At 66.5% G+C, this 12500-nt stretch carries 7 protein-coding genes; 1 reads left to right on the top strand and 6 read right to left on the bottom strand.

Annotated elements, in window-relative coordinates:
• Positions 1-35: 35 nt before the first annotated feature.
• Positions 36-1601 (bottom strand): type VII secretion integral membrane protein EccD, encoded by a 1566-nt coding sequence (gene eccD / locus ACLBW1_RS09915; protein WP_447811660.1) that lies wholly within the window; start codon positions 1599-1601, stop codon positions 36-38.
• A 78-nt stretch (positions 1602-1679) separates the two neighbouring features.
• On the opposite strand from eccD, the gene eccCa reads away from it, so the two are divergent.
• Positions 1680-5690, top strand: a complete 4011-nt coding sequence (gene eccCa / locus ACLBW1_RS09910; RefSeq protein ID WP_447811659.1) for a type VII secretion protein EccCa — start codon at positions 1680-1682, stop codon at positions 5688-5690.
• Between the two features lie 20 nt (positions 5691-5710).
• On the opposite strand, the gene ACLBW1_RS09905 is transcribed toward eccCa, so the two are convergent.
• The 5 genes from ACLBW1_RS09905 to eccA form a co-directional block, all read right to left on the bottom strand.
• A complete protein-coding gene (locus ACLBW1_RS09905) occupies positions 5711-6463 on the bottom strand; it encodes an SDR family oxidoreductase (protein WP_447811658.1) in 753 nt (250 codons plus the stop codon).
• Positions 6464-6736: 273 nt separating this feature from the next.
• On the bottom strand, positions 6737-7078 hold the full coding sequence (locus ACLBW1_RS09900; protein ID WP_447811657.1) for a hypothetical protein: 342 nt from the start codon (positions 7076-7078) through the stop codon (positions 6737-6739).
• Between the two features lie 743 nt (positions 7079-7821).
• Positions 7822-9984 carry a TPR repeat region-containing protein gene (locus ACLBW1_RS09895; RefSeq protein WP_447811656.1) on the bottom strand — a complete coding sequence of 721 codons (2163 nt, stop codon included), beginning with the start codon at positions 9982-9984 and terminating at the stop codon, positions 7822-7824.
• Positions 9985-10184: 200 nt separating this feature from the next.
• Positions 10185-10532 (bottom strand): hypothetical protein, encoded by a 348-nt coding sequence (locus tag ACLBW1_RS09890; RefSeq protein ID WP_447811655.1) that lies wholly within the window; start codon positions 10530-10532, stop codon positions 10185-10187.
• Between the two features lie 84 nt (positions 10533-10616).
• Positions 10617-12413, bottom strand: a complete 1797-nt coding sequence (gene eccA, locus ACLBW1_RS09885; protein WP_447811654.1) for a type VII secretion AAA-ATPase EccA — start codon at positions 12411-12413, stop codon at positions 10617-10619.
• Positions 12414-12500: the final 87 nt, after the last annotated feature.

The raw sequence follows: 12500 nt of genomic DNA, 5'->3' as shown, positions 1-12500 counted from the left end.
GGCGCGACGTCCGAGGACGCGTGACGTCCGCGCCCTCATAACCCGCGAGCGAGCGAGTACAGGCCCACCACCCAGGCCGCGATCGGCACGGTCGCGGTGATGATGAGGTATTCGATGATCTCGCCGATGCGCCGCAGCACCGGTGAGAACTCCATCGACGGGGTGATCACGCCGAAACCGAAAGCGGCGCCCGCCAGGAGTAGCGACACCCCGACGCCGAGCACCACCCAGCCGCCACCGGCGAACACCTGGGCACCGATGACTCCGAGCAGGGTTGCCGCGCCGACACCGATCATCCCCGCGGCCTGCACCAGATCGGTGTGCGAACGCCCGCGCAACACGATCGCCGCAGCGATCAGCACGCCGAGAAGCGCCGACTTCCAATCGAAATCCGGTGTCGGCACCGCGACGATCACCGCGCAGACCCCGGCGACCGCGGCGGCACCGAGCATCAGCCCGGACATGTGAGCGTTGGCGGCCTTCGCGCGCAGTTCCAGCGCGGCGGTCTCGGGGAGGGCGACGGCGCCGATGGCGGCCACACCGGCGTTGATGTTCTGTTGATTCGGCGGGTCGATGTCGTCGAGCGAGGCACCGGCCGAGGGGACGGTCGGGATCGGCAACCGCACAAGAAGGATGGTGAGGCGCGGCGCGATGAGGGCGACGAGCAACGCCGCGACACCGAGCGCGGCCGCCGTGTGCTGCACCGGCGCGGCGGACAGCAGCTGACCGAGGGCGCCCAACGACACCAGCGCCGAGACGGTGATGAGGGCGAGGTGCGTGAAGGGCTCGCCGGTGGTCATGCGCAGTGCCATCACCGCCACGAGGACCGAAATCCCAGCTCCGAGCAGGACGTTTGCGGAGTGATCGTCGGCGGGAAGGGTGGCGAAACAGCCTACGAACACGGTCATGCACATCGCGACGGTGAGTGCGGCGCCCACCGATCGGTGGTCGGCCGCGCCGCGCGAGGCGATCCCGGCCACGGCAAACACCACGAACGCGACGAACGCGACCGCACCGATGTCGAGTCGCTGCTCCGACCACGACGCGATCATCGCCAACACCGTTGCCGCGGTGACAGTGGTCAGGAAGGCGATCACACCGACCCATCGCGCGGCGACCGGCGACCACGACTGGAACTCCCGGCGGGTGATGCCGGCGACGGCGTCGATCACGTCGTCGTAGACGGTGGGCAGTTCGGTGGTGGCCTCCGAACGCAGCACCAGCAGGTCACCGTCGACCACACCGGATTCGAGGAGGGTGCGGGTCTCGTCGAGGACCTTCTGGCCCACCTTGCCCAGCGTCCAGTGCAACGACAGATCGTCGGGAACCCGTTCGGGCTCGCCGAACTGGTTGCGCAGCAGCAGGCCCGCGAGTTCGGGGATCAACGACGCGATAGGCACCTCGGCCGGCAACGCGACATCGACCTGGGTGCGACCCGACAGCACCGATACGCGGCACAGTTGCGGTTCGACCCGCGTGGGCGTCGCCGAGGGAGTGGGGTTCGACAGCATGGCGCCGGCCGACATCGGCGGGGCGAACGCACCCGCGGTGGCCATCCCGCCCGGCGGTCCCGACACCGGATGAGGCGGTTGAGTCGTCATCTGTATCCAGTGCCTCCCTGTCACCTGTGCGAAACGTACGATAGCCGACGCAACGACTCGCAGCACCGGGGAGGTCACATGACGACTGAGGGATTCGTTCGTCGGGCACGGCCGCCTCGTCCACGGCTCCCCGGCGGCGAGATGTCGGTGCAGCCACCGCCCGAGATCCCCCGCAACGTGCCGGGCAGCATCCTCATGCGTCTGCTGCCGCTGGTGATGGTGGTCGCCATGGTCGGCATGATGGCGCTGTTCTTCACCGCCGGATCGTCGGCACTGCGCAACCCCGTCACACTGCTCTTCCCGATGATGATGCTGATGTCGATGGTCGGCATGTTCGCCGGCGGCGGCCGGGGAAACGGGCCCAAGGCCGCCGAACTGAACGAGGAACGCAAGGACTACCTCCGCTACCTGGGTCGGCTCCGCAAAGACGTCGACGACACCGCGCACGACCAGCTCAAGGCCCTGTCGTGGTCGCATCCCTCGCCGGGATCGCTGCTGCCCGCGGTGGGTTCGCGCCGCATGTGGGAGCGACGTTCCGACGATGCCGACTTCGCGCACGTCCGGCTCGGTCTCGGTGCCCAGCGACTCGCGACCCGACTCGCCCGACCCGAGACCGGTCCACTCGAAGACCTCGAACCGGTGTCGGTGATGGCCCTTCGCCGCTTCATCCGCATGCACGCGGTGGTCCGCGGGCTCCCGACGGCGGTGTCGCTGCGGGCGTTTCCTGCCATCACCATCGAGGGCAACACGGATGCGGTGAACTCGCTGGCGCGCTCGATGGTGCTGCAGCTGTGCATGTTCCACGGTCCCGACCTCCTGCGTGTCGCGATCGTGTGCCGCGACCCCGACACCGCCGAGTGGTCGTGGGCAAAATGGCTCCCGCACGCCGGACACCCCACGCGCCGCGACGGCGCCGGCCCCGCACGCATGCTCTATCAGTCGCTGCGCGAATTCGAGCAGGATCACGATCCCGAGCTCACCGAACGACCGCGGTTCTCGCGCAACGCATCCCCGGTCGACGGACGGATCCAGTGGGTGGTCGTCCTCGCCGGCGGCTTCGTCGCCGGCGACGAGCGCAGCATCAACGACGGCGGACTCGACTCGGTGAGCGTGATCGGGTTGAGCGAGACCCCGGTGACCCTCGCCGCGCGCCGCGGGACGCAGCTGGTGATCGACGGCTCCAACCTCGGCGCGCGTTCGGCGTTCGGGGTCGAGAACTTCGCCCGCCCCGACGAGATGCCCGTAGCCACCGCCGAGGCCATCGCCCGTCGCATGGCGCGGTTCTCGCTGGCGACCGCAGCACAACTGATGAACCTCGACGCCGACACTGGCCCCCGCGACCCCGGGCTGATGCGGCTCATCGGTGTCCCCGACGCCGCGGCCATCGAACCCGACCGCGTGTGGCGGCCCCGGACGCCACGTGATCGGTTGCGTGTCCCGGTGGGGGTCACCGAGGACGGCGCGCCGCTCGAGATCGACATCAAGGAGGCCGCCGAGAACGGCATGGGCCCGCACGGCCTGTGCATCGGTGCCACCGGTTCGGGCAAGTCGGAGTTCCTGCGAACACTGGTGCTGTCGATGGTGACCACCCATGCGCCGGAGTCGTTGAACCTCATCCTCGTCGACTTCAAGGGTGGTGCGACGTTCCTCGGGCTCGACGAGTTGCCGCACGTCGCAGCGGTCATCACCAACCTCGAAGACGAGTTGGCAATGGTCGACCGTATGCGGGACGCGCTGGCCGGTGAGATGAACCGACGCCAGGAGCTGCTGCGGTCGTCGGGCAACTTCGCCAACGTGGGTGAATACGAGAAGGCGCGTATCAACGGCGCGACCCTCGACCCGCTCCCCGCATTGTTCATCGTGGTCGACGAGTTCTCCGAGTTGCTCTCGCAGAAACCGGATTTCGCGGAACTGTTCGTGATGATCGGTCGCCTCGGTCGGTCGCTGCAGATGCACCTGCTGTTGGCGTCGCAGCGACTCGAGGAGGGCAAGCTCCGCGGCCTCGATTCGCACCTGTCCTACCGCATCGGCCTGAAAACGTTCTCGGCCAGCGAATCTCGTGCCGTTCTCGGTGTTCCCGACGCGTATCACCTGCCCGCGGTCCCGGGCTCGGCGTACCTCAAGTGCGATTCGCAGGAGCCGACCCGGTTCAACGCCTCCTATGTGTCGGGCCCGTACCTGCCGGGTCGAACGGTCGTCCGCGGGGCCGGCGGGGCGGCCCGGTCGGGGCCGAGTGTGCCGATCCGGGTGTTCTCCGCGACGTATGTGCCCGAGGTGGTGATGCCCGAGCCGACGGTGATCGAGGAGCCCGTCGCCGACGACGCCGGACCGATCCTGCAGGATGGACGCACCGTCACCGAACTCGACATGGTGGTCTCTCGACTCGTCGGACACGGTCGGCCCGCCCACGAGGTGTGGCTGCCGCCGCTCGAGGACTCCCCGCCGGTGTCGTCGTTGCTGCGTGCACGCGACTGGCGATCCGCGGCGTCGGCATCGACACCGTCGCTGCGTTTCCCCGTCGGGATCGTCGACCGCCCCTACGATCAGCGTCGCGACGTCCTCGAACTCGATCTGTCGGGAGCGCAGGGCCACGCCGCGATCGTCGGTGGCCCGCAGTCGGGCAAGTCGACGGCAGTGCGCAGCTTCATCATGGCCGCGGCCATCACCCACACCCCCGAACAGGTGCAGTTCTACTGCCTCGACTTCGGTGGCGGCACCCTGGCCGGTCTCGCCGGTCTCCCGCACGTGGGATCTGTCGCGACACGACTCGACGAGGATCGCGTGCGGCGCACCGTCGCCGAGGTGATGTCGGTGCTGCGGCAGCGCGAAGCGCGTTTCCGCGACCTCGGTATCGATTCGATGCAGGAGTTCCGGCGTCGCCGCGCCGCGGGCGACGAGCGCCTCTCCGCCGACAAGTTCGGCGACCTGTTCCTCGTGGTCGACGGCTGGGCCACGGTTCGCTCGGAGTTCGACGTGATCGAGGACGCGTTCAGTGCCATTGCCGCGCAGGGACTGTCGTTCGGTGTTCACCTGGTGATCACCGCGTCGCGCTGGATGGAGATCCGTCCGGTGGTGAAGGATCTGCTGGGCACCCGCATCGAGCTGCGTCTCGGTGATCCGTCCGATTCCGAGGTCGATCGCAGGGTCGCGGTCACCGTCCCCGTGGGTCGCCCGGGTCGCGGCCTGAGCCCCGACAAGCTGCACATGCTGCTCGGTCTGCCCCGTGTCGACGGATCGTCGGCGACCGATGATCTGTCCACAGGTGTCGCCGACGCTGTCGGGCAGGTCGGTGAGTTCTACCGGGGCCGGTCGGCTCCGGGGGTGCGGATGCTGCCCGAACGGGTGGATCGCGACGAGGTCGTCGCACGCGCCGAATCGCTGGTTCCCCGCTCGGCCATGAGGGTCACGATCGGTATCGACGAGGCCGAATTGGCGCCTGTCACGCTCGATTTCGCCACACAGCCGCACTTCATGGCGTTCGCGGATGTCGAGAGCGGCAAGACCACGCTGCTGCGGACCATCGTGCGCGGACTCGTGGCCAACGGTTCGCCCGCGCAGACGAAGATCATCGTCGTCGACTACCGGCGTTCGCTGCTCGGCGAGGTGGAGGGCAACCACCTCGCGGGGTACGCGAGCACGGCGGCGCAGGCCGAGCCCTACCTCCTGCAACTCGCCGGCGTACTGCAGGAGCGGATCCCGGGGCCCGAGGTGACCGCAGCCCAGCTGCGAGACCGGTCATGGTGGCAGGGGCCGGAGATCTATGTGGTGGTCGACGACTACGACATGGTGGCGGTCGCCTCGGGCAACCCGCTGAGTCCACTGGTCGATCTGCTCGCGCAGGGACGCGACATCGGTGTGCACCTGATCCTGGCCCGCCGCAGCGGCGGAGCATCACGCGCGATGTACGACCCGATCATCGCCCGCCTGAAGGACCTGTCGGTCGACGGTCTCGCGATGAGCGCGTCGAAAGACGAAGGCGTCCTGCTCGGCTCGGTACGCAGCGCCCCGCGTCCACCGGGGCGGGGTGTGCTCGTGGCGCGCAGCGGCGAGCGCCTCATGCAGGTCGCCTGGTCGGCTCCGCTCGACTGAGACGCCGGTGCGCAAGCCGCTCAGAGCGACTGCTCACTCGGGCGGATGAGGATCTCGTTGACCGCGGCATGATCGGGCCGGGTCACCATGTAGACGATCGCGTCGGCGATGTCCTCAGCGAGCAGCGGGGTGCCCTGCGTGGCGTCGGGTGCGCCTTTGGAATCGCCGGTCGTCATCTCGCTGCGGACCACGCCGGGCTCGACCACCCCGACTCGGACCTGCTTCTCGGCGAGTTCGCGACGAAGTGCCTCGGAGAACGCGGTGACGGCATGCTTCGTCGCCGAGTAGACATTGCTCTCGGGTCGGGGCACCCGCCGTCCGGCGACAGAGCTCAGGGTCACGATGTCGGCTATCCCGCGGACGCCTCCAGGTGCGGCGGCGACGAGCGGAAGGGCGGCATGGGTGATGTTGAGGACGCCGTTGATGTTGACGTCGACCATCTGGTGCCAGTCGGCGAGATCAGCCTCGAGAGCCGGTGTGTTGGCAAGGAATCCGGCGTTGTTGACGAGGATGTCGATGCGTCCGAACTCGTCGCCGATGGACGCGATGGCCCGAGCTACTGCGTCAGCGTCGGTCACGTCGACCTCATGGGCCTGCGCGCTACCGCCGGTTGCCTCGATGTCGGAGACGAGCTCGGTCAGACGGTCGACGCGTCGAGCCAGGACCACGACTGTCGCACCCTCGGATGCGATCGCCCGCGCGGTGGCGGCCCCGATCCCGCTCGATGCCCCGGTGATCACCGCAACCGTTCCGCTGAGTCGTGGCTGGTTCATGTCCGTCGTTCCTCCCGTCGACCGAGTGTGTCAGTCAGTACGGACACCCCCACGGCAGGGAACATTCCCGCTGCCTTTTAGCGGCGATTGGGACTGATCGCCGATCGGCGCAGGGTTTACGACGGCTCGCCGTCGCGAGTACCGAAGTCGTCCGACACCTTGGGCGACGAGACGCTGCAGGAGGCCCCCGAGACCGTCCACAGTAGATGTTGCTTTAAGCGGCCGGCGACTGCTTTCGGTGCCGATTCTGCATAATCAACTATCGGACAAGCTTCAGCTCGATGTCATGCGCGCGGCGAGGTGCGCGCGGTGACGCCGGACCATGTCATTCAAGACGTCCTGAGGAATGGTGCCGCCGTTGTCGTCGAGCCACTCGTCGATCTGCTCGTCGAGTGTTTGGAATCGGCCTCGATCGTCGATTTCCTGCTGTCGTTCGGCGGGAGTAAGGACCGGATGTCGCAAGTGGGCGGGAACCCCCTCGGATTCTGGCGACAGCGAGAGAGCGGGCTGTTTTCGCCCCTCGGCGACGCGTGCCTGCAAGGCCTCGATCTCGCCGGGTCGCGCGGATCGCCGCAGAGCGTCGGCGACACCATCGGGAAGATCGCTCAGCCGCACGGGGCGACCGGACGCTGGATGGTTCATCGGGTTCCCGTGGACGAGGACGGAACTTGTGGTGGGGCGGGCCAACCCGGGCTTGAAGTTCGGCCTAAATACCGGTCGAGCCCCATATCTGCACAACGCTGACTTTCAGGCGATGCGTCGGCCCTCAGTCGGTTATACGACTGAAGGCGCCAACCGCCAAAGACATCGATGGATGGCCTGCTCGCGGGACCGGGTGGCGAGGCAATGGGATCAGGGCCCGTCCGGAGGTAGCGAAGCTCTAATCTATCGATCTCGATGTCGGAGGGCTGCATTCCTTCAAATGTTTGTTGCGCCGCCGAGCAAATCACAGCACGCCTGACACTTCCGCCAAGGTCGCCGATTGACATGACAGAGTAAGCCGATGTCGACTTCGGCCTCATCTGATCGAGGGGCGCCGCGGGAATGGCGTTCACGTACCTGATGTCGGAGCTGTCAACGAAGCCCGGGTACGCGAAACTGCCGTCGGATGAATAGACAATCCCGGCGTATGACTCGAGAGCGGCGCGTAGGAAAGTACCCTCCGGAGAAGAGAGACGAACCGGGTCGGTTTGCAACCAGAAGTTTTGTGCGGAGTCAGGCCCATTGACGATGGTGCTGGTCGGTCCGACTGCTACATCTGGCTGCTGATTGTTGCCACACGCTCCGGTAAGCACAAAAAGGGTTGCCAGTAGCGGACACAACCACAGGCCCTTGCCCGCAGTCTTCACTCTAAGGTCCTATCGTGGTTTCGGGTTCAGGTCATCGGCTTGCAAGCCGCCATCGTAGTAGGTCTTCCACTTGTCCGACTCTGGCATCCGTGCGAACAAGTCGGTGAAAACCTTGGGATCGTCGTGCACTTTGGTCCAGTCCAGCCGGCCGTCGGTCATGAAGTCCTGAAACAGAGGTATGGCATCGCGATGCTGCTGCAGGTAGCCCTCGGTCCAGGCGATCTGCGGCGGAAGGGGGTTCACGCCCGACCGGCTCTGCAACTGCGCCAGGTCGCGGAGATCTTGTGTGGTCGGAGGTGCTCCCGGAACGTCTGGGCCGCCCTGAAGGGCCAGTTTCGCCTCGGGAGAAATGACACCCACGAGAGGTCCAACGCCGGGAATGAGGGAGGCTGCACCACTCGCGGTGTCGTACATTGTGCCCCATTGATTGTCGTGGACTGCCTTGCCATAGTCGCTGTTCTGCTGGATGGCTTCGTATTGGCTGGCAAGCCCATCTTTGAGAGCCTGCTGAAGCGATCCAGCGTTTGACGCGAAACCGGTATCGAGCTCAGGATGCTGGCCCGCCTCGAACGCGGCCACCCGAATCCAGTCTTGTGCTCCATGGTGAATCGTTTGCGCGGCCTGCGGATCGCCCGCGAAAACGCCAATCATGTCCGACAGTTGCTGTCGGTGTTCAAACCCGGACACAAACGTGTTCGACAGTGTCGAGTCGGGCATTCCGGCGAGCCCACCCAGGTGTGGTGTCAGGTCGCTTGCCACGCCGCGTGTCAGTTCTGGGTTGATTCGACCCAACGAGGTGTACTCGTCGCCCCCTGAGACCTGAATATGATTCAACGAGTGGGCATTCTCTGATAGATATCGACCGAGACCGGTGGCGGTCTCCCCGGTCAGCTGGCCCTGGTGCCCGTGGTCGACCACCGATCCCGGATCTCGCACCCAATCGAACAAGTTCCGCGCGCCTTGCTCGTCTGGCGACCATTGGTGCTGCATCAAGCCGTTCAGGTGGTCGTTGACGTTGTACGCACCGCCGCCGCTGATGGTTGCTTTCATGTTGTCACCGGTCACGAGGTCGTGGACTGCCTCGTGGTCACCGGAGGCATTGTTGAGCATTGCGTCGAGTGTCTTGCGCACCTCGATGTCCTGGTTGGGGATGTTGGAATCAGCGGTGTATTCCTGCGCATCGGTCGACGGAGTAACTTGCCCCGCGATCTCGGAGGCTTGCTTCAACAGGCCGCGATCCACATCGGAGCCCAACCTGAGATCCTGATCGCCCGAACTGAGCGTGTTGGTGAACGCGCGCCAGTCGTCGAACCGCTTGAACTCCGATGTCGGAACAGACTCTGTGGTGTTCGGGTTCTTGGCGTCGATGGGGTGACGGGACACCGATCGGGTTCCGGTTGGGCTCTCCGTCAGCAAAGTGCGGACATTCTTGGGAAGTTTGTCCATCCCGCCCCGATCGCCGTTGAGCGTGCTCACGGACGGGTTCCCGAGTATGCGCAACGTGTCCGCGACGTCGCCCTGAACGGCCTTGTGCTGCTCGGGGGTGAGATCGCCGCCGATGTCGTCGTAGTTGCTGACATTGTCCGGGAGTTGCGCCGCAACGCCTTCGAGATAGTCGTACTTCTCCTGCGAGATCCCCGCTTGTCCTGACGATTTCAGGGCGTCGCGAGTTCCGTCACTCAGATCGGCCGCGGCATGGAGGCGGTCGGCCGCGGCCTTCTTCTGCGCGTCGGTGGGCTCACTGCCGTCGAGGTTCTGTCCCGACAGCGTCGCCATGTCCTGCGTCGCTCGCTTCTTCGACAAGTCGGCGGAGGCCGGCGTCAGCTTCGCGATGGTGTCGAGGTGTGAGGAGATGGCCTTTGCGGCCTGCTGATCGATCTGGGTCAGCTCAGTCGCGTTCGCGACGAGGTGTCGCGTTTCGTTGGCGGCCTCCTGAGCGCGCTGTTGTTGCAGCTTTTCGAGCTGAGCGCGAGCAGCTGTGTCATCGTTGGCGTCGGCTATGAGGAAGCCCAGCTCGTAGTTGTACAGATCTTTCACGGTCCAGTCGTCGGAGACGCTGTACATGTCTCCTTCGAGAGCTGACGCGTCGCGGACGAGTCCTTTGCACAGGGTGTCCATCCGGTCGGCGTCGTTGTTCAAGCTCCGCGCGAGCGCACGAAAGTCGGTCGACACCTTCCGATGCTCACGTCGCTCCTCCTCAGCCCTGTGGTCCGCCGAGTTCTTTGCCGCTCCAACCCAGGGCGCTCCGGCAAAAGTCGACGTGAGAGTGTCCGCGTTCGTATCGATCGACTGTGCCTGGGCTACCAGCGCTGAGGCTGACGACCTCATCGGAGCGAAGTTCGCAGCCGACACAACCGCACGCCCCAGCATCGTCAGCGACTCCCCGGATCGTTGAGGTAGCCGGCGGTGTTGATGGCGCGCGCGGCGGCCGTGTCGCTGTCGTGGTACCTCGCGGCGGCGGTGTCGACGAGCTCCCCCAGAACGTAGAAGCGGCCCGCGAGCGTGTGCGCGGCCTGGGCGGCTGCGTCGGGTATGCGTCGGAGTGGTCCGTCGGTGGCGAAGCCCGAGAGGTTTCCGCCCGCCAACGCGCCGGCGATCAACTGGGTGAGGCCGGAACCGCCGGCAACCGCACCGTCGGTGCTGTCACCGAGTTCGATGATCTTCTTCGACGCCGCTTGCAGGCCGTTCAGATCGACCTGCAGCTTGTCTCCGTCAGCCATGTTCTACCTCCCGAGTCGAATGATCTGAATCCTTGGACGGGTGACGAGTCAGATGGGTTCCACTGAGATCCGAGAAAGTTTCTCTCAGCGCACGCGGGCATCCAGGTTCATCGACGCGATGATGCTGTCGACGGCGGTCTGGATGTCTTGGGGCTCGATGCGCATGAGGGCGTCGGCGTCGAGTTCGGTGATGTCGATGTCGCCGGAGCTGAGGCGGAACTCGCGCTCCTCCTCGGCGCTCTCGATGACGTTGCGGACGAAACGGCCGTTGCCGGCGAGGTCGATGAGGCGGACCTGCTGGCCGCTCTGGTCGGCCACGACGGTGTCGTAGAGGGGGATGCACGCGCGGTGCAGCACCGACGCCGACGCCGCGGGCAGCACCGAGTCGCGTGCCTGCGCGATGACCTCGGCGATCTCGGCGAGTTCCTCGGGGCGGTAGGAGTCGAAGCGGATGCGGCGGGCGAAGCGCGACGCGAGACCGTCGTTCGACGACAGCAGGCGGTCGATCTCGCCGTCGTACCCGGCGATGATGACGACGAGCCGGTCGCGGTTGTCCTCCATGCGGGCCAGCAGCGTGTCGACGGCCTCACGGCCGAACGCGTCACCGCCGGACAGACCGGTCTGGATGAGTGTGTAGGCCTCGTCGATGAACAGCACGCCGTCCAGCGCGCGGTCGATGACCGCCGAGGTCTTGGGGGCCGTGGAGCCGAGGTGTTCACCGACGAGGTCGCGGCGGCTGGCCTCGACGATGGAGTCGGTCTTGAGCAGTCCGAGACCGCAGTAGGTCTTGGCGATGATCCGCGCGATGGTCGTCTTGCCGGTACCGGGAGGGCCGGTGAACGCGAGGTGCAGGCTGCGCGACTGGCTCGCGAGTCCCTTGTCGGCGCGCACCTTCGCCAGGGCCACCGCCGACGACAGCTTCGCCACCTGGCTCTTCACCGAGGCCAGCCCCACCTGGCGTTCGAGTTCGGCCTTGGCAGCGGCGAGCTTGTCGGTGGAATCACCTGTCACCGGGTCGATCACCGACGACGTCTCCTCAGGGACCGACGCCGGGTCCCAACGATCGGTACGGCGCGCGATGCGGTCGGGTTCGACCACCACGAGGCGATAGCGCTGGTCGGCCAGAGCGCTCGCGTTGGCGGTGAAGCTGGGGTCGCGGGAGTAGACCTGCTCGAACAGCGCGCGGGCCTTGTCCTCCTGGCCCTCCTCGCGGAGCACGAGCCCGTGGGTGAACATCGCCGCGGTCGACGCGGCCGGGATGGGGCCGGTCTCGGCCTCGGACAGCCTCCGGTTCGCCTCGGCGAACATGCCCAGTTGCGCGCACGCCGAACCGGCCATCACGTTCGCGCCCGCCTGCATGTACTCGTCGGTCCACGAACCCGAACCGGAGAGGATGGTCAGCACATCGGGCCAGCGCTGGGTGCGGAAGTGCATGATCGCCCGCACGTAGGCGGCGATGGGGGCGTCGGTGCCCGCGGGGATCTCGTCGAGCACCTCCTCGGCCCCGGTGTAGTCGAGACCGCCGATGAGCGACGCCGCGTAGGCGGCGATGATCTCAACACGATCGGTGATGGGGTAGTCGATGTAGAGCCCTGTCGCGAACCGGCCGACCAGGGTGCGCGGCGGCAGGCCCAGGCGCCGCAGTTCGGCGTTCACCGCGCCGCGCGAGCGGTAGAGGTTCATGATCGCGTCGGGGGCGTCGTCGCCGCAGGCGAGGCGGCCCAGCCAGGCGTCGCACATCTCCGGCGCGTACTCGGTGGCGCGGGTGAACGCGAGCTTCGCCTGGTTCGGATCGCGCGCGGCCTCCTGGCCGTCGACGGGGATCCCCAGCGACAACACACCCAGATCGAACAGCGCACGCGCCTGACGGATATCGACCACGACCACGACCCCCGGCATGTCTGGAGCGGGTGCGGTACGAACGCTCCCGCACATTCCTACGATTGCGCCCGCAAGACTATCGCGCGG

The organism is Williamsia sp. M5A3_1d (genome assembly GCF_053345315.1).
This window is presented reverse-complemented; position numbering and strand designations above follow the sequence as displayed.

Bases quoted from the DNA above. Each gene is read 5' to 3' on its own strand.
- eccD (WP_447811660.1), bottom strand. From the start codon at position 1,601: ATGACGACTCAACCGCCTCATCCGGTGTCGGGACCGCCGGGCGGGATG.
- ACLBW1_RS09890 (WP_447811655.1), bottom strand. From the start codon at position 10,532: ATGGCTGACGGAGACAAGCTGCAGGTCGATCTGAACGGCCTGCAAGCG.
- eccCa (WP_447811659.1), top strand. From the start codon at position 1,680: ATGACGACTGAGGGATTCGTTCGTCGGGCACGGCCGCCTCGTCCACGG.
- ACLBW1_RS09905 (WP_447811658.1), bottom strand. From the start codon at position 6,463: ATGAACCAGCCACGACTCAGCGGAACGGTTGCGGTGATCACCGGGGCA.